Here is an 18,517-nt window from a genome sequence, read left to right as displayed (position 1 = left end):
TCTAAATCAAACCCTTAAACTGCTTGCGGGATTGCCATGATGGTATCCAGGTACTGCTTTGCTTTCAACGCATATTCAAGCGGATTTGCCTTGGCAGGATCTTGCTCGGCTTCAACCACAATCCATCCGCTATAGTTGCTCTTTTGAATGGCTTGCCAGATTGGCTTGAAATCAATCATGCCATCGCCAGGTACCGTAAACATGCCGTTTTTGACCCCTGCCAAGAAACTCATGTGTTCTGCCCGTTCCTGCTTAGCTTGCTCCGGCCGAACATCTTTGAAGTGAATATGCTTAATCCGATCTTTGTAGCGATTGAAAATGTCTAACGGATCTTCACCGGATAGAACCAGATGCCCGGTGTCAAACAAAAGCGACACCTTGTCTGGATCCGTCATCGCCATCAATTTATCAATTTCTGCCGTCGTTTGAACGCCAGTACCCATGTGATGGTGATACACAATTTGCATCCCTACTTCATGCGCCCGATCGCCTAACCGTTCCAATCCGGTCGCCAATCGCTGCCACTCCTCATCGGTAAAATGCGGTTTGTCATCAAAAACAGCTTTGTCCAGCATTCCTTGAACGCTATGTCCCTGTTCCGCAACGACGATCACTTTGGCGCCCATCGCATGCAGAAAGTCCCGGTGTTTAATGAAGGCCGCTTCGGTTTCCTCATACGGCTTGGTCGTCAAAAAGGCACTGAACCATGCGCTGGCAATCTTCAGATGGCGCAATTCCAGATAATGCTTTAGCACTGCCGGATCCTTTGGGTATTTATTGCCTACTTCGGTTCCTTGGTACCCTGCCAACGCCATCTCATCAATCGCTTGTTCAAATGTCACTTCTTTGCCCAGTTCCGGCATATCATCATTTGTCCAACCAATTGGCGCAATTCCTAGCTCAATCGTCAATTTAAGCACCCACCTTTTTATCTACGTCATCGACTTTGACAATATCGTTCTTTTCAAATGCCTGCTGTAATGCCAGCGCTGCTTTCGTACCTTGCAAGCCATCTTCTGCCGTGATTCCGACTGAAGTGTCTTTCAAAATGCTGTCAACAAACGCCTTTTCTTCACTCAGAAATGCCTGGGCAAACCGCTCAGGGAAGTTCTGGGATGTTGGTCGGATAATGCCCTCTTCGTTCATCACCGTCACTAGATTCTTCTCTGGAACCTGTGCGACCCGCAGCATCCCTTTGGTCCCGATGACTTCGGTTTCGACATGATAGCCATGTGCCGCATTGCGTCCGGCTACCAGGATCGCCATGGTCTTATCTTCAAGTTGCATCAGCGCCGCGCCGGTTTCCAGCTCGCCAGCCTGATCCAGAACCGGATAAGCGCGATTCAACCCGATCGCCCAAACCTTGTCAATCTCTTTACCGGTGAACCAGCGAATCACATCAATATCATGAATCGACATGTCCAAGAACAAGCCGCCGCTATTAGCCGAGGTCGCAAACTTAACGAAGCTCTCCATCCCGGACGCTGGATCAATGCTGTAACTGCGGATGAGTGTAATGTCGCCAATTTTGCCTTCATCAACTAGCTGCTTTGCATAAACATACGAATCATCGAAGCGCCGCATGAAGCCAAGCTGGAATTTCAAATCAGGATGCTGGTTGATCACGGTCTGTGTGTGTTTGATCGCCGCAAGATCCAAGCCGATCGGTTTTTCGCTAAAAACGTGTTTGCCCGCATTCATAGCGCTTTCAATTTGCGGCAAATGAAAACCTGAAGGCGACACAATAAACACCGCATCAATATCTGCGTTTTGAACCATATCGTCAAAGTCTTCATAGGTTTCTTCAACCCCAAGTTCTTCGCGCGCCCATGCCAACTCCTCTGGAACAACACTTGTGGCTGCCTGCAGCTTAGCGTTCTGAACGCTGGTTGCCAGATTAGTCGCATGGATTTTCCCTAGTCGGCCTAACCCCACAATGCCGATTTTTACTGTCCGTTGAGCCATCATCAATATCCTCCTCAAGTCATTTATTTGGTTCACTAAGCTTTTACTGCCTGTTTCTTTTGATAAAACGCCGGTGTTGCGGCTACATTAATGAGAACCGGTTCCTGATCTTTCTGCGAGCGAATGCCGGCTTCTGCGGTGACAGCGGCAATATAACCATCCCACGCGCTAGGACCGATTGGCGATTCATTCTTGGCCACCTGATCAATGAATTCCTGTACTTCGGTGTTATAAGCCTGCAAGAAGCGCTTGACCCAACTTGTTTCCATTGCAGTCTGTTGCGTTGCCTGGGTTCGCACAATTGGCGCAAATCCGTAATCCGGCAGTTTCAACTCGCCAGTTTCCCCAACCACTTCAAGTTTGACCTCATAGCCATATTGCGCCGTCACATGAACCAGCACTTGAATAACCACACCTTTTTTTGTCGTCAACGTCGCCAGTTGCGGATCCCGCAATCCTTCGTTGTTCACTTTGCTTGACTGCCGCGGATAGGTGATCTGAATCGATGCATAATCGTCGTCAAGCAACCAGTGCATCTCATCGATTTCATGAATCAAAGTATCGGTAATCGCCATTTCATTGGAATAGTTCGCCGCCACATCCGGATTGATGTGACTGGCCCGAACAACCAGCGGAGTCCCAATGATGCCTGAATCCAACTGAGTCTTCAACGCATGAATCCCTTCGTCATAGCGCCGCATGAACCCGACTTGAATGACCTTTCGCGGTTTACCCATTTCTTTGTCGACAATGCGCTTGGCGCCTTCCAAGGTTGTCGCTAATGGCTTCTCCGTGAAAATAAATTTGTCCGTATCCAAGGCTTTAAGAACCGTCGCTTCATGTGCCCCACCAAAACTGACAACAAAGACCGCATCGATATCCGGATCTTGTAACAGACTCGTGTCGTCAGGGTAAACTTTTGCATCCAGTTTAAAATCACGCACCGCAGCTTTAGCCGCTTCTTGATTAATGTCAGTGACTGCCACCACTTTTGCGCCGTTTAAGACATTCGTCAGCCGATCAATATGCGCTCGACCCATTGCGCCTGTTCCGATAACACCAACTTTGACAACCATGTTGATCGCTCCTTTTGCTGTTTTTTCATAGTATTTAAACGCCTGATCAATACCTTCTTGAATGGCCCGATACGCCTTTTGGACTTTCGGATTGTCAGAAACTTCAGACACCCCGACACGCCACCAGCTTTGACCGTAACCTTGCGTCATTGTTTTCGGCAGCACCTTGATGTCAATTAACGTTGAAACAGTTTGTTTTTTAGCGTCTTCCAAAGCGGCGATCAGACTCTCCCGATCATTAGCGTGGTAAGTTTTCGCCCCGTATCCTTCACCGATTTTGGCAAAGTCAATCGTCAAAATATCATGATCAGCTGTTCGGAATTCAGTCAGGTAACTATTGCTGCCTTGTGCCATTTGTAAATTATTGATCGACGCAAACCCTGAATTATCAAAGACCAAAATATTGATTTTCTTGTGATACTGGAGGGCCGTAACGAGTTCCGAATGCAGCATGATAAAGCTGCCATCCCCGACCAAGGCATAGCTTTCTTTATCCGGCTCCGCCAACTTGACGCCCAAGGCCGCTGGAACTTCATACCCCATCATGGAATACCCATATTCCATGTGATAGGTGTTCGGTTCGACCGGATCCCAGATACGTTGAACATCCCCCGGCAACGAACCGGCTGCTGCGACCATAATGCTGTCTGGGTCGATCGTGTCGTTGACCGCAATGACTGCTTCGGTTTGCGTGAAGTGGGTTTTCAGTTTTGCCGCATACTCTGCCAAGGTTTCAGGGCTAAATTGGTTTTTAACTTCAGGCGTAAAGTCCGGAGCGTCATAATTCGTGTGCGCCAAGCGGTTCCGTTCTTTTTGCCAAGCCGCCTTGATGTCTACCAAGTCGGTAAATCCGCTTTCGTATCCAGATAACGCGTTTGTCAGTTGGGTTAAAGTATCACGCACATCGGCAACCACTGGGAACCCATCAAACTTATAGGACTGCATGCGATTCAGATTAATATTGATAATATGGGTCTTCTCTGGATCAATGGCGGTCTTGGATGCCGTCGTAAAGTCCGTATACCGCGTGCCTGCCCCAATAATCAGATCGGCTTTGGCAATCACGTCATTGGCAGCGGCTGTCCCCAGAACGCCGGTGCCACCCATATTGTTCGCAAAAGCAGAAGAGACGGTAGATTTGCCTGTCGGAGTTTCAACAATCGGAATTTTCAATTGATCCGAAAACGCCTCGATTGCCGGTCCGGCTTCACTAAACTTCGCGCCGCCGCCAACAATCAAAACTGGATAGCTGCTGGCCTTGATCAGCCGGGTTGCTTCCGCCAATTCGGCTGCACTTGGCTGAATGCGTTTCACGACATGGACGCGCTTCTTGAAGAAACTGCGCGGATAATCAAACGCCTGCGCTTCGGTATCCTGTGGCAAGGCAATGGTTACCGGCCCTGCCATAGCCGGATTGGTTAGTACTTCAAACGCTTTAAGCAAGGCGCTCATCAATTGCTCCGGCCGCTCAACCCGATCCCAATACTTGGATACCGGCTTCAACGTATCATTAGTGGTCGTCGTTGCGCTGCCATCCACTTCAATCTGTTGCAGAACCGGATCCGGCTGGCGCGTTGCAAACGTATCGGCTGGCAAAAAGAGAATCGGAATGTTGTTAACGTAAGCATTACCCGCCGCGGTGACAAAGTTTGCCGATCCCGGACCTGCCGAAGCCGTCACCGCAAAAATCTTATGGCGATACAGCTGACGGCTATAAGCAATCGCCGTGCTGGCCATGCCTTGTTCGTTGTGTCCTTGATAAACATTCAAATGACCGGGGTCTTCCTGCAAGGCTTCTCCCAGCCCCAGCACATTGCCGTGTCCGAAAATGGCGAAAATACCTTCGACAAAGGGTGTCACTTCTCCATCCACGTCAATATATTGTTGATTTAAAAAGCGAACCAACGCCTGTGCGGTCGTCAGCCGGACAGTGTCAGGTGCGGACCGTTGCGATGTTTTTGTTTGCGGCTCCAACTCCATTGCGCTCATCTTAATGCACCTCCTGCGTCTCAGCCTTTTGAATAAACTCGGTCAGTTGCGCCAAGTTCGGCATGGCTTCCGAAGAACTTAACTGGCTAATGACAATCGATGCCGCAGCACTCCCATACTTCAAGGCCGTTTCAATCCCCAGATGATGGCTGTACGCATACAAGAATCCGGCTGCAAAAGAATCACCTGCGCCAAAGCTCTTTAGCACCTTCGTTTTGAAAACGCCAAAATGATACTTGTCGCCTGCTTTGGTATAAGCATTCGAACCCTGAACCCCACTCTTGATGACGATCAGATTGGCATCGTATTGGAATAAGGTTGCGATGGTTTGCTCATCGGTATTGCCTTGATGATTTTCCAAAACATCGAATTCATCGCGGGTGCCGATGATGACGTCGGCTTTTTGGGCAACAAGTTGGTAATACAGGCTGGTTTCCTCGGCATTTTGCCAAGTGTATGGTCGATAATCCAGTTCGAAAATAACCTCGACACCAAGCTCCTTCGCCAGCAAAAGTGCTTTTAGAATTGCTTCGCGTGACGGGCTCTGGGCTAATCCGGTTCCTGAGATGACAAGCATCTGTGCTTGGGCCAAGTAGTCTTTTGAAACCTCATCGGCTGATAAATATAAGTCGGCGGCTTCATTACGGTACATCAAAATGTCACTTTCTTCAGGACTAATAATTTCGGTAAAAGTCAGTCCGATTTTATGGCCGGCATCATCCTTAACCATCTGTGAAGTATCAATGCCCACTTCAACCATATACTGGGTCACATAATGTCCCAGTTGATCATCTGACACTTTGCCAATAAAGCCGACTTTTTGGCCTAATTTGGCGGATCCGATCGCAATGTTGGCTGGCGAGCCGCCAACAAACTTCGCGAAGGTCTTGGTTTCTTCTAACGGCCGATTATATTCAACTGCATTTAAATCAACGGCTGCTCGGCCAATAGCAATCAAATCAAATTTTTTAGACATTTAAAATGCTTCCTCCCTTGCGCATCAACCTTTTCTACTTGCGATCAATAATCCACGCATGTTCCGGGGCATTATGAAAATGCCAAACCCGGGTCGGTCCTGCCATAATGTTGAGGTAGTAGCTATCATACCCGTCTGGAACGCCAACGGGATGATAGCCTTTAGGAACAATCACAACGTCTTGGTTTTGAACGGTCATGGTTTCATCAAGCGAGTGATCGTCTGTATAGACACGTTGAAAAACAAATCCCTGCTTTGGTTGCATTTCGTGATAATAGATTTCTTCCAGTAACGATTCTGTCGGCAGGTTGTCATGATCATGGCGATGCGGCGGGTAACTTGACCAGTTTCCTGAATCCGTATAAACCTCCACCAGCAACAATTTGTCCGCAAATGGCAGGTCGTCTGGCAAAATGTTTTGCACCAGGCGTTTATTCTGATATTTACCGCGATGCTCGATTTGATGAATATCGCCTTTAAGCAAACGAACCGGGAAGGACGTTGTGGTTGGCGAATAAGCGATCAAAATCTTGGCTGCCGTTTGTGCGGTGACACTGAACGGCAACCCGGTGCCGACATAAACACTGTCAGTCGGGATCTTGTCAAAAACCGACTGCCGCTGACCAATACCTTCAAATCGCTGTTGGTCAGCAGTTACGGTTACTTTTCCGGTCAAAACAACAATGCCGGCCTCAAACGCTCCCAAGGTTTCATCATACGAAGCGTTCGCATCAAGCGCCAAAACCTTGACTGCCGTATACTTCATTGGCGAATTACTTGCATTGACATCCTGAATCAAATGCACGCCTGGCCGAATTTCCTGATTTTGCTTTTGATACAGTAAGCTCATCGTGAACCTCCTCTTTTCAAAGCTGCAAAACTTTTACTTGAACCGGCTTTGATCATATCGCGCCGTCACAACTTTCTTGTGCGTATAGAAGTCCACGCTGTCTTTGCCATTGGCATGCAGTGTGCCGAAGAACGAATGCTTCCACCCAGAAAACGGGAAGACTGCGATGGGTGCCGGAACGCCGAGGTTAATACCTAACATGCCGGCGTCGATATTTTCTCTGAAGTAGCGAATGGATGCGGCTGAGTCCGTAAAGAGGCAGGCACCATTGGCTAGCTCGGAACTATTGGCAATGGCAACGGCTTCCGGCAAGTCTTTGGCCCGCATCACCGAAAGCACCGGCGCGAACATTTCATCATGCCAAATGGTCATGTCGGTTTTGACGTCTTCGAAAATGGTCGGTCCAACGAAGTAGCCATCGCGTTCCTTAGCTTCTTCCGAACCATCCAAAATCAGTTTGGCGCCTTCTTTGACCCCGGTTTTGATATAGTTCAAAGTCCGTTCCTGATTTTCTTTCCGAATAACCGGTCCCAGGAAGACCCCTTTGTCCAGCCCGTTGCCAATCTTGATGTCCTTAGCTGCCTGCGTAAATTTCGCCATGAATTTGTCGGCAATGCTTTCTTGCAATACCAAAACCGAAGTTGCCATGCAGCGTTCACCGGCTGATCCGAATGACGAACTAATAATGCCTTTCACAGCTGCATCAAGGTCTGCATCTTCCAAAACGATGGTGTGATTCTTTGCCCCGGTCAAGGCCTGAACCCGCTTCAAGTGTTCACTGCCGCGCTTGTACACATATTCGCCGACCCGCTCGGAACCCACAAAACTAATCGCTTTAACATCAGGATGATCCAAAAGACCATTCACAACATCCACTGACCCATTAACGATATTCAGCACCCCATCAGGCAAGCCTGCTTCCTGGAACAGTTCCACCAGTCGCTGGCTTGTCAGCGGCGTTTTCTCGGATGGCTTCAGTACAAACGTATTGCCGGTTGCCACTGCCATCGGAAACATCCAACATGGCACCATCATCGGAAAGTTGAAGGGGGTAATGCCGCCAACAACGCCAACCGGATAACGGTAATTGGTCGCCTCGACATCGGTCGCCACCGTTGTCAGAGAATCCCCCATCATCAAGGTTGGAACGCCAGCTGCAAATTCGACATTTTCAATACCACGGCCGACCTCGGCAACTGCTTCACTGAGGCTCTTGCCGTTTTCTTCAGTCACGATCCGCCCTAATTCTTCCTGGTGTTCAACTAATAACTGCTGGTATTTGAATAGAATTTTGGCCCGCTTAGGAACCGATACCCGCTGCCAGGTCTTAAACGCGGCACTTGCTGCGGCAACCGCATCGGCAACATCTTCGCTACTTGAATGCGGTACCCGAGCTAAAACTTCACCGGTTGCAGGATTGTAAACATCTTCGAAGGTATCGGTTTTAGCGTCTACCCACTTACCATTGATAAAATTCTTGAGTGTCTTCACTGCTTGTTGCGTTGTCATTGAAACTGACTCCTTTCGTGCTTCTTTTTCAAGGATGATATGAAGCGCTTACATTTTCAAACAAATTGACTTCGGAAACTTAATTTTTGTTGATCTTGCTCTTTTCCGGGAACTTGTCATCAAACTTGTTGTCCAATTCGATTTCTTCGAGCGAACGACCGGCTGTTTCCGGTGCAAACCGCCATGCGAAAATCAATGAAATGATGTTGGCTCCCACGAAGACAAGGAAGGTATTCGACATACCGATACCTGCCAACATAACCGGGAAGAAATAACCGACGAAGAAGTTGCTGATCCAGAGGAAGAAGGTGGCAAATCCCATCCCCAAACCACGGATCCGCGCTGGATAAATTTCCGATAGCAGCAACCATGTCAGCGGTCCTAATGCGCCTTGGAAGAACGCCAGATAGATAATCGTCAACAAGATCGTGAAATAAGGCAACATCGGACTGCCTGCCAGAAAGTGGCTGGTCAGTGTAATACCGACAAGTGAGAACAAGGTACCGGAAATCCCAGTTAATAACATTTGACGCCGTTTGAATTTACTCATCAAATGCATCGTCACAATGGTTGCAACCACCGATGTAACACCGTTCAGAATATTGGCAATCAAAGCCGCGTTCTGGCCAAAGCCGGTGGTCTGCAGAATTGTCGTTCCGTAGTACATCATGACGTTAATCCCGACAATCTGTTGCATGATGCCTAAGCCAATGCCGATCAAAACAAGCCGTCTGATCCAGCCGATCTTCAAGTCGGCAATCGAAGCGCTCTTCACTTCCTGTGCCGATTTTAAGGAAATCTGGATCTTTTCCATTTCGTCACGCGCCTGCTCTTCTGTCCGAATTTCTCGCAAAACGCTCAGTGCCTGATCCAACTTGCCATTGGCCGCTAACCATCGCGGTGATTCGGGAACAAAATTCATCCCGATCCATAAAATAATCGCCGGAATCGTAGCCAGGACTAACATCCACCGCCAGATGCCGGGAATATGACCCAGTGTGGTTCCTAAAATGGCATTAAACACAAAGGCCAGCAGTTGTCCGGAAACAATCATGAATTCATTCTGGGTCACAATCCGCCCACGAAGATTTGACGGTGCAACCTCGGCGAGGAAGGTCGGAACAATGACCGAAGCGCCCCAAACAGCCAGACCCAAAACGAATCGAACTGACGCCAATATTGGTGCCGTTGGTGACAATGCCGATGCAATTGTCGAGACAACAAACAACATCGCAAGTGCGGTAATCACCTTGTGCCGACCTTTACGATCGGAAATTCGGCCAGTCAAAACTGCCCCAAAAGCGGCCCCCAACGTTAATGAACTTGCTACCAAGCCTTCCATCGAAGGCGACATATTTAATTCTCCTGCCTTGGTCATGAACGGTAACGCACCGTTGATCACCCCGGTATCATACCCGAAGAGCATGCCGCCAAATGTCGCAATCACGGAAATAATCCGTAACCGGCGCCGTGCCGACTTAGGCAACTTTTCAGATTTAATCCCGCCAGACGTCTGCGGAGCAAGCGCAGCCTCGCCTTTGTCGTTAACAATTCCTGCTTTGCGCATTTCCCATAGCCTCCAAACTTTTCTGAAGTTTTTTAGTACAAAGTTAAGCGCTTACTTTATGATCACATTGCCATCATATAAGCAGACTAGATCAAAGTCAACTAAAAAGTATTCAACATTTGCTCATAAAATGACCAGTTATTCACAAAACCGGTCAAAAAGATGAATCTTCCTATACCATGATGGTATGATAAAGGCAAACAACTAGCGGCTTTGCCAAAGAAAACCAATGTTATGTTCACCGCTTTGCGCATAGATCAAAGCAGATTTTATGTTTGAATGTTGCCATTTTTTCTTGAGAAAATCGGTACATTGTTTCGGGAATCGGAGCCAACCAATTGCTTATCAGGAAATTAATCATGATTCGGCTGGCAAGTTAGTCAAAAGTTGTTCAAAAGTTTGTCATTAAGTGCTATAATCGAAATGCTTATAGAAATGAAGAAGGTGACATCCATGCTTAGAAAAGAACGAATTGATGCCATGCAAGCCTATATCAGCGACGTCAAGACGGCTTCCATGAAAGAACTCGAAGATAAGTTTGACATCGCTCCCAGCACGCTTCGTCGCGATCTGGCCAGCCTCATTGCTGCCGGTACCGTTAAAAAAGTGTATGGTGGGGTGACGGATAACACCACGACTCCCAGCACGAAAGGCAATGCCCTCACCGTTTACAGTGAGCGTCAATTAGCGGCACCGAATGAAAAACGCCAGATCGGACGCGCTGCGGCCCAACTCATCGAACCTGAAGACTTGATTTTTATTGACTCAGGGACCACGACTGCTGAGATGGGCGGTTTTTTACCGACAGATTTTCCGTTCACTTTAGTTACCAATAATCTGCAGATTATCAATCAAGCCGCACCGCTTGCGAACATCAAACTCGTCATCATTGGCATGAATTTTGATCGGCGGACCCAGTCGTTTACCGGTATTGATGATATGAACATCTTCAGCCGGTTTAACATTGGCAAGGCGTTCATGGCCGCAACCGGGATTTCGCTGACACGCGGCTTATCCAACTCGGAGTACAACGAATATCTCATCAAAGCCGAGATCTTTAAAAAGGCGCACCGCAAGATCCTGCTCATCGATCAGTCCAAGTTTGGCCGCGTCTCGCTTCTCACTTATGGCGCTTTGCAAGACATCGATGCGATTGTCACCTATGGCAATGTTGACGCAAAATATCGCGATTTTTTGACTGAAAACAATGTTCAGCTCATCAATGCCAAAACGCAGCAGGCAGTCTCACCTTCATAAATTTCGTCACGGCACACAAAACCCCCGCGGTCTCCCGCGGGGGTTTTGTGCAGTCATACAATGCTGACTGCATCGTCATTTTGCTCCTAGAAATCAGTAGTATCAGGATCCGTCGCCAAACCGGCTTCGCCATGTAACGCATCAATCAGCGTCATGTCGTGATGACTCAGTTCAAAGTCAAACAGCTGGGCGTTTTCTTTGATCCGCTCGTCATGCACTGACTTTGGCAGCGGTAGGAAGCCATGTTGCAGTGACCAACGAAGCACCACTTGTGCCACGCTCTTGTTGTACCGTTCCGCAATCTTCTTAAGGGCTTCGACTTTAAAGATTTTGCCTGTGCCTAGTGGGCTATATGCTTCACTCAAAATATCATGTGCCTTGTTATAGTCCACGACTTCCGGCTGCAAATCACTTGGATTCAGGAAGATCTGATTGACCATCGGCTTGACGTTAGCGGTCTTGAGTAACGCGTCCAAATGCTTGGCGCGGAAGTTCGACACGCCAATCGCCCGCAGTTTGCCTGCTTGATAGGCTTCTTCCATGGCTTTCCACGAACCGGCATTAGCCTCTTCCCAGTTGTTACGGAATTGAACCGGGTTTGGCCAGTGAATCAAATAAAGATCGACGTAATCAACACCAAGCTTTTGCAATGAGCGATCGATGGCGGCTTTGGTTGCTTCATAGCCATGATCGGCATTCCACAGTTTGGTGGTCAAAAAGATCTGATCGCGCGGAACTCCGGATGCCTTGATGCCTGCACCGACACTATCTTCGTTACCATAGGCAGCAGCTGTGTCGATATGCCGGTAGCCGGCAGCCAATGCGGTTTCCACACTGTGCTTGGCAACTTCCCCATCAGGTGTCTGCCAGGTGCCAAAGCCAACAATCGGAATCTTAACGCCATTGTTTAAAGTATACGTGTCTGTCAATTTGGTTAAATGTGCCAAATTCTGCATCTCCTTTACTTGAGAACTGATTTAAGCTTACCACAAGTAAGTAGCGTTTTGTATGGCCGTCTACCACTCAAAAATGAATGATAACGCGTTCGCAGTCGCAGAAATCTCCTGTTCACGCTCGGCTCACACCATTAGTTGATTCAAAAGCGCCTTACCGTCCGCTTCGCTCTTGCGGAAGGCTTTGCCTAATGCCAGCGTCTTGTCGACAATAATGCTCTGGGCATCGATAACGTGATACGGATGATCGCCCGCTTTTTCCTGCGCAAATGACAGCTCGGTGCAGCCGAGCACGATGACGTTGACATGAAAATCATCATGCATCCGCTTTAAGATGCGGTGATACAATTCAGCGTTAACTTCGCCTTTTTCTTTAACGTACTTGTAAATCAGTTCCGTGACCATGTCCTGGAGGGCCTGATCTCCCAAAACAACCTCGCGTCCCGTGTTTTCGATTTCCTGACTATAGATGCCATCTTTAATGGTACCTTGCGTGGCAATGAGTCCGATGCGTTTTTCATCGGGAAAACGTTCGCACATGTCGCGAATCGCCAGTCGCGGCATGTGTAACAACGGAATCGACGTTGCAGCCGCCAACTGATCGTAAAAATAATGAGCCGTATTGCAAACAATCACAATAAACTCGGGATTCAGCAAGCTTTGTGCCTGGATATCCTCAAGTAAATCCGGATAAAAACTTGGTTTGCTGTGATCCAAAATGTAATCGGTTCGATCCGGCACGGTGGCATCATTGACCAGAATATAATTGAGATATTCCTGATCACTGTGGGCATGCGTCCGTTGATTAAGCAGTCGCACGTAACTTTCTGTTGCGGGTGTGCCCATGCCTCCGATTACCGTGAAAAATTGACGCATTAATATCAGCCTTCCTGTAACGACTTGGCAACTTCCTTCACAACCGCCATGTCAGTTGGCCACGGCGTATTGACGCCGCGAATCTTCTGATAAGGATCCGCGCCTTTCCCGGCTACGACCACCACATCTTGCGACCCGCTGGCTTTAATCGCTTCGGTGATGGCCTCTTTGCGATCAAGCACCTTGTGGACTTTGACCTTGCTATGATCGATTTTGCTGTCAATTTCGTTGACAATATTAGCAGGATCTTCGTAACCGGGATCATCGGTTGTGAGATAGGCTTCCGTAGCTAGTTCAGTAAGCACTTTGGCAAACCCCGGCCGCCGGGAAACGCCTTTATCACCAGGCGACCCGACCACAACCAGCATCCGCGGATCTTTGTATGAACGCTTCAAAAATGATAAAAGTGCCTTCATGCTGGCATAGTTATGGGCATAATCAACATAAACCGTGCCATGACCGGCAATCTGAACATGTTCCATCCGCCCGGGTATTTTAACCTTTGCAATCCCCGGAACTGCTGCTGATGCATCAACGCCTGCCAATCCGGCACCAATGATCGCTGCGGTCGCGTTACTTTCATTAAAATCGCCGATTAACGCAAGCGAATAATGGCCGCCAATATTGAGTGCGGCCGCTTTTTCCGTTACCGGCACTAATGTAAAGCGACTTTCGGCAACGTCCGCTTCCTGACTGTCAAACCGAAAGTCGATGTCAATATCGTCGCGCTTAGGCTTGAAGCCGGCACTGGCAAATAAATAAATACTTTCCGGATAAGTCGTCGTTGTCGCTGCAGCATAAACTTGGTCAAAATGCTCGGTTTCGGCATTGATCACGACTTTGCGCGCATTAACCAACAACTGCAGCTTATTGTGCAGATAGTTGGCAAACGTTGGATGTTCGTTCGGCCCGATATGATCAGGCGTGATGTTTAAGAAGAATCCGACATCATAAGTCAACCCGAAAACACGATTACGCAGATAAGCCTGACTTGACACCTCCATCACCAGATGGGTCATACCGTTTTCAACTGCTTCCCGCATATCGCGGAATAAATCCAGACTTTCCGGCGTGGTTAGGTTTGATTTGAAGCGTTGATTTGGTTCCGGGCCGACAACCGTGTCAATCGTTGAGAATAAGGCGATATGCCGCGGACGCGCTTCGTTCAAAATAGCTTCAGTGAAATAAGATGCCGTGGTTTTGCCCTTGGTACCTGTATAGGCAATCACAAACAGGTCATCTTGCGGATAGTCGAAAAAGGCAGCGCTGAGAATCGCCATGGCTTTGGTAATATTCCGGACAATTAAGGCATTGAGTCCATTGCCTTCCACATACGGTTTTTCCGCAACATAGGTTTTGGCGCCGTTGTCTTTGGCCATTGACAAATAAATCGGCCGAAACTTATCACCTTTGCAGAAAAACAGCGTCGGACCGGACACTTTCCGCGAGTCATAAGCAATGCCGGTCATGTCCACATCTTCGGTGGTTTGGATGGCCGCGCTTTTGAGTAAATGGTGTTCCTTCAACAATAAAATACAAGCTCTAAGTGATAGTGCCATTGGGCTGCTCCTTTTTATATGCCGTTATTTCAAGCTTCATTATAGCATAAGCATTAGTGTGGCTTTGAGGTTGATTGTTCATGTGATCAACTGACAGACTACTTCAAATGGGGGGACGCGTTACGCGTTCGCTTTTCCTGTCTGAATCGCAAGAATCGTCACCTGATAAGTGCCGCTTGGGGCAGTGACAGTGACCGTATCACCTGCATGATGGCGCCGAATCGCGGCTCCCAATGGCGAGTTGACAGCAAGCTTGTCAGCACCCATGCCAGCTTCTGCCGGACCAACCAACTCATAGGTGGCTTGATCATCGTCATCATCAAACTTAAGCTTGACTGTATTGCCAATATCAGCCATATCGCTTGCTGCCGGCGCCGTGACTTTAGCATAACGAATCAGCTTATCAAGATACCGCAGCCGCCCTTCCAACTGCCGCAGTTCACGTTTGGCCGCACTGTATTCGGCATTTTCCGACCGATCGCCTAACGCTGCGGCTTCGGCAAGATTCTTGATCTTCGCCGGACGAATCGCTTTCAGATCCTCAACCTCTTGCTTCAGACTAGCCAATCCGGCCGGAGTAATTTCGTGATAAGTCACCATGATGACCGCCTCCCTAACAAAAAGGTGAACGTGTTGATCTCCGTTTCGGAGTCCAAAACATTCACCACTTAACATCATTGTTGTCGCTTAAAAAATATTGCCGAAGAAATCACCAATCCCGCGGAAGATCAGGACAAAGAAGTTAGCCTTTGGATCTGCCTTGGTGGTCTTAAGCGTGATCCCTTCACGTTTTGCACCGCCGACAAATCCAAGCGAATCACCCTTGGCCGTCACTTCCAGATGGCCGATCGTAGCACCTTTCTTAACCGGTGCTTCAATCGTGTTCTTCTTGACCCCTTTTGCAGGTGTATAAGTATACTTTAGATCCTGTTTACTGGTATCTGACGGAACCACTGCGACAGCCTTGGTGACTGGGGCAATCGGCGTTGTCCGTGCTTTGCCGCGATTAACCGTGACATTGCGATAACCTTTGATACCTTGTCCTGCATCAGCCAATTGAACTGTCTTCCAGTTTTCCAGAACATGATTCATCAACTTCTTGGTTTGGTCAAACCGTCGAGTCTTAGCATCCCCGTTGGCGTGTAAGACCACCGTGATAATCCGCATGCCGTTCTTTTTGACTGTACCGGTGAAACAGTCGCCGGCAGCGTCAGATGTGCCGGTCTTCAGTCCGTCAACTGGCAGATTTTTATCATATGAAACCAGGCCCTTCAACATCCAGTCCCAGTTTTCCATATTAATCGCATCATCGGTTCCTTTACGGAAAGTCTGTTTGGCAATGCTGGTGGTTTTCAGGACTTCCGGATGATCTTTAAGTAAGTGTTGCGCAACTTGGGCCATATCTTTGGCGGACATTTCGTTCTCCGCCTGATCGCCGGTACCAGGCACTTTAGCGTCTTTTAACTGGCTGTTGTTGAGACCAGTCACGTTGACAATTTTGGCATCCGTAATGCCCCAGCTCTTAAGCTTGGCGGTCATTTGATTGACGAATTTTTCCTGACTGCCAGCCACCGTTTTGGCGAGCAGCATCATGGCGGCGTTCGCCGAATAAATCAGCGAGGCATCGTACAACTCACGTACCGAGTAGGAACCGTCCCGCCGCAATGGCACATTGCTAAGGTCGCGATCCTGACTAAGTGACCAGATTGTCTTATCCAAGGTCACCTTGTCGTCCCATTTGATTTTTCCCGAATCAATGGCGTCCAGCACCAGTTCGATACTCAACATCTTGGTCATGGATGCAATCGGCAACACGCTATCGGCATTCTTGGCGTACAGCACTTTCCCGGTTGTGGGTTCAATGGCAACCGCCGCCTTAGCATCAACCACATTCGTATCGCTACTTTCCGCAGCAGCAACCGAGACCGCCGGAGCAGCACCACCAATCATTAACACCGCGACCATCGCGGCAATCAACCCACGCAACAACTTCTTCATTTTTACTTTCCTGCTTCCTCATTAGAATGTTTTGGTTTATCGGTCAATGAAGCACCGACTTTTAGTGGTAAATGAATCACAAAACTCGTCAACTCCGGACTGGAATCGGCATAAATATAACCGCCATGCAACGCAATAATGCTTTGGGCAATCGCAAGTCCCAATCCGGTTCCGCCGGTTTCCTGCGAACGACTTTCTTCAACTCGATAGAACCGGTCGAACAGCTGATTCAACGAGTCGTTAGGAATCTGGGCGCCATCATTGGAAACTTTCACAACCACTTCACTGCCAATGCGCTGTGCGTCCAGAAAAATATGCCGTCCGCCTTGGCCATACTTCAACGCATTGACAATCAGATTATTGAACACCCTGCCCAGTTTCTCGGTGTCGGCCTCCATCATTAACGGGTTCGGCTCACCACTGACGAGAATCCGCATATGTTTCTTATGTGCTTCGAGCTCAAAACTGGCAGCGAGCTGTTCCAGCATCGCAATCATGTTAAACCGAACCGGGTTAAGCTTGGTGGTGGTCGACTTGACTTTCGTATATTCAAACAAGTCTTCAACCAGCACCTTCATTTGTTTGGCCTTCAAATAAGCGGTGTGCGTATATTTGAGCAACTCTTCGTCACTGCGGTATTGATGGTCTTCAATCAAACCCAGATAACCGATAATGGACGTTAATGGCGTTCGAATATCATGACTGACGTTGGTAATCAGCTCGTCTTTGCTTTGCTCGATGCGCCGCTCTTCCGCCATCGAATTGACCGTCGAATCAACCAGTGCATTGATGCTGCTGACAACCTTTTGCAATTCGGTGTTCACTTCAAACTTAATCCGATGATCAAGATGGCCATCCGCAATATAATGCAGTTCGGCGATGACATGGCGCATCTGCATTTGCCGATAGCGCCGCGCCAAGCGCCAATACACCACAATCACGTCCGCAATCGCCATCATGGTAAGAAACAGATTCGACCAGCTCCAGAGATGAAAACCGCCGCGACCAAAAGTCAAATTCGTTTTCACACCCCAGATGGCATTTTCCAATCCAGGATTATGCGCGATCATCTGGTTAATCAGCACTAACAACGCAAAATTCAGCATCAGTAGCAAAATCACCGTCACAATGCCTTCAATCCACAGTTCGGATTTTTCCTTTGCGGTGAGTTTGACTTTTTCGCTCATGAATTAGGCCTCGACCTTGTAACCAACGCCCCAGACGGTTTCAATGACCTTCTCACCATCAGTTGCCTCTTCAATTTTATCGCGGAGATGTGATACGTGGACCATGACGGTTTTCGCCGAAACAATGGATTCCTGTTGCCAAACCCGCTCAAAAATTTCGTCAGCCGAAAAAACTCGGTTGGGATGGCTTGCAAGTAAATACAAAATACCGAATTCCAACGCGGTCAGCTGAATTTGTTTGCCGGTCAAAGTCGTCACTTCATGGCTGTCCTTTTTGATGGTTAACGGGCCAACCTCAAGCACATCCGGTTCCGGATTGGTAACTTCGTTTTGACTCCGACGCAACAGACTCTTGACGCGCGCCATCACTTCTAGCGGGTTAAACGGTTTGGTTACGTAATCGTCAGCGCCGGTAATCAGACCCTGAATCTTGTCCATATCCGCCGTTTTGGCTGACACAATGATGATCGGAATCTGCGAATCTTTGCGGACTTCTTTCACCACGTCCATGCCCGACATATTCGGCATCATAATATCTAAAATCATCAAAGCAATATCCGGATTGGTCACGAGTTTGGTAATCGCTTCTTTTCCCGAGTATGCTTGAATTGGTTCATAGCCTTCGTTTTTTACGTAAATGCTCAGTAATTCAACGATTTCTTTATCATCGTCAACAATTAATATCTTCATATTTTTAACTCCATTTATAGAACGATCGGTAAGGACTGTCACATCAATGTCCATTGTACCAAAAT

The 18,517-nt window shown here is 48.2% G+C and carries 15 protein-coding genes; 1 reads left to right on the top strand and 14 read right to left on the bottom strand.

The genetic code is table 11. The features are described from left to right. Positions 1-14: 14 nt before the first annotated feature. The 7 genes from iolE to LACZS1_RS01610 all read right to left on the bottom strand — a co-directional run bounded on the left by iolE (position 15) and on the right by LACZS1_RS01610 (position 9,932). Positions 15-911: a myo-inosose-2 dehydratase gene (iolE, locus tag LACZS1_RS01640; RefSeq protein WP_070652343.1), complete on the bottom strand. Its 897-nt coding sequence runs from the start codon at positions 909-911 to the stop codon at positions 15-17. A gap of 1 nt (position 912) precedes the next feature. After that, the gene (gene iolG, locus LACZS1_RS01635) at positions 913-1,965 is read right to left on the bottom strand and encodes an inositol 2-dehydrogenase (protein ID WP_010489795.1); all 1,053 of its coding nucleotides are present in this window, start codon (positions 1,963-1,965) and stop codon (positions 913-915) included. A 35-nt stretch (positions 1,966-2,000) separates the two neighbouring features. Beyond that, positions 2,001-5,030, bottom strand: coding sequence for a 3D-(3,5/4)-trihydroxycyclohexane-1,2-dione acylhydrolase (decyclizing) (gene iolD / locus LACZS1_RS01630; RefSeq protein ID WP_306402893.1), 3,030 nt, complete (start codon positions 5,028-5,030; stop codon positions 2,001-2,003). Position 5,031: 1 nt separating this feature from the next. Beyond that, positions 5,032-6,006, bottom strand: a complete 975-nt coding sequence (iolC, locus tag LACZS1_RS01625; protein ID WP_070652342.1) for a 5-dehydro-2-deoxygluconokinase — start codon at positions 6,004-6,006, stop codon at positions 5,032-5,034. Positions 6,007-6,040: 34 nt separating this feature from the next. Beyond that, positions 6,041-6,856, bottom strand: coding sequence for a 5-deoxy-glucuronate isomerase (iolB, locus tag LACZS1_RS01620; protein WP_010489803.1), 816 nt, complete (start codon positions 6,854-6,856; stop codon positions 6,041-6,043). A gap of 33 nt (positions 6,857-6,889) precedes the next feature. Beyond that, positions 6,890-8,365 carry a CoA-acylating methylmalonate-semialdehyde dehydrogenase gene (locus LACZS1_RS01615; protein ID WP_070652341.1) on the bottom strand — a complete coding sequence of 492 codons (1,476 nt, stop codon included), beginning with the start codon at positions 8,363-8,365 and terminating at the stop codon, positions 6,890-6,892. Between the two features lie 79 nt (positions 8,366-8,444). Beyond that, positions 8,445-9,932: a sugar porter family MFS transporter gene (locus tag LACZS1_RS01610; RefSeq protein WP_070652340.1), complete on the bottom strand. Its 1,488-nt coding sequence runs from the start codon at positions 9,930-9,932 to the stop codon at positions 8,445-8,447. Between the two features lie 453 nt (positions 9,933-10,385). On the opposite strand from LACZS1_RS01610, the gene LACZS1_RS01605 reads away from it, so the two are divergent. Then, positions 10,386-11,189, top strand: a complete 804-nt coding sequence (locus LACZS1_RS01605) for a DeoR/GlpR family DNA-binding transcription regulator (protein WP_047106530.1) — start codon at positions 10,386-10,388, stop codon at positions 11,187-11,189. A gap of 86 nt (positions 11,190-11,275) precedes the next feature. Here the strand turns inward: LACZS1_RS01605 and LACZS1_RS01600 are convergent, their stop codons facing one another. The 7 genes from LACZS1_RS01600 to croR all read right to left on the bottom strand — a co-directional run bounded on the left by LACZS1_RS01600 (position 11,276) and on the right by croR (position 18,452). After that, on the bottom strand, positions 11,276-12,136 hold the full coding sequence (locus tag LACZS1_RS01600) for an aldo/keto reductase (RefSeq protein ID WP_010489813.1): 861 nt from the start codon (positions 12,134-12,136) through the stop codon (positions 11,276-11,278). Between the two features lie 132 nt (positions 12,137-12,268). After that, positions 12,269-13,018 (bottom strand): aspartate/glutamate racemase family protein, encoded by a 750-nt coding sequence (locus LACZS1_RS01595; RefSeq protein ID WP_070652338.1) that lies wholly within the window; start codon positions 13,016-13,018, stop codon positions 12,269-12,271. A 5-nt stretch (positions 13,019-13,023) separates the two neighbouring features. Beyond that, complete coding sequence (locus LACZS1_RS01590) at positions 13,024-14,577, bottom strand: UDP-N-acetylmuramoyl-L-alanyl-D-glutamate--2,6-diaminopimelate ligase (RefSeq protein WP_070652337.1); 1,554 nt, start codon at positions 14,575-14,577, stop codon at positions 13,024-13,026. A 120-nt stretch (positions 14,578-14,697) separates the two neighbouring features. Beyond that, the gene (gene greA, locus LACZS1_RS01585) at positions 14,698-15,177 is read right to left on the bottom strand and encodes a transcription elongation factor GreA (protein ID WP_070652335.1); all 480 of its coding nucleotides are present in this window, start codon (positions 15,175-15,177) and stop codon (positions 14,698-14,700) included. 87 nt (positions 15,178-15,264) lie between these two features. Continuing rightward, on the bottom strand, positions 15,265-16,575 hold the full coding sequence (locus LACZS1_RS01580; protein WP_047106534.1) for a D-alanyl-D-alanine carboxypeptidase family protein: 1,311 nt from the start codon (positions 16,573-16,575) through the stop codon (positions 15,265-15,267). Between the two features lie 2 nt (positions 16,576-16,577). Then, on the bottom strand, positions 16,578-17,762 hold the full coding sequence (locus tag LACZS1_RS01575) for a sensor histidine kinase (protein WP_070652334.1): 1,185 nt from the start codon (positions 17,760-17,762) through the stop codon (positions 16,578-16,580). 3 nt (positions 17,763-17,765) lie between these two features. Continuing rightward, on the bottom strand, positions 17,766-18,452 hold the full coding sequence (gene croR / locus LACZS1_RS01570; RefSeq protein WP_010489824.1) for a response regulator transcription factor CroR: 687 nt from the start codon (positions 18,450-18,452) through the stop codon (positions 17,766-17,768). Positions 18,453-18,517: the final 65 nt, after the last annotated feature.

The organism is Lacticaseibacillus zeae subsp. silagei (assembly GCF_030770335.1).
In the GTDB taxonomy this organism is placed as follows: domain Bacteria; phylum Bacillota; class Bacilli; order Lactobacillales; family Lactobacillaceae; genus Lacticaseibacillus; species Lacticaseibacillus zeae.
The sequence above is the reverse complement of the archived record's forward strand: the minus strand, read 5'-3'. Positions and strand labels throughout refer to the sequence as shown.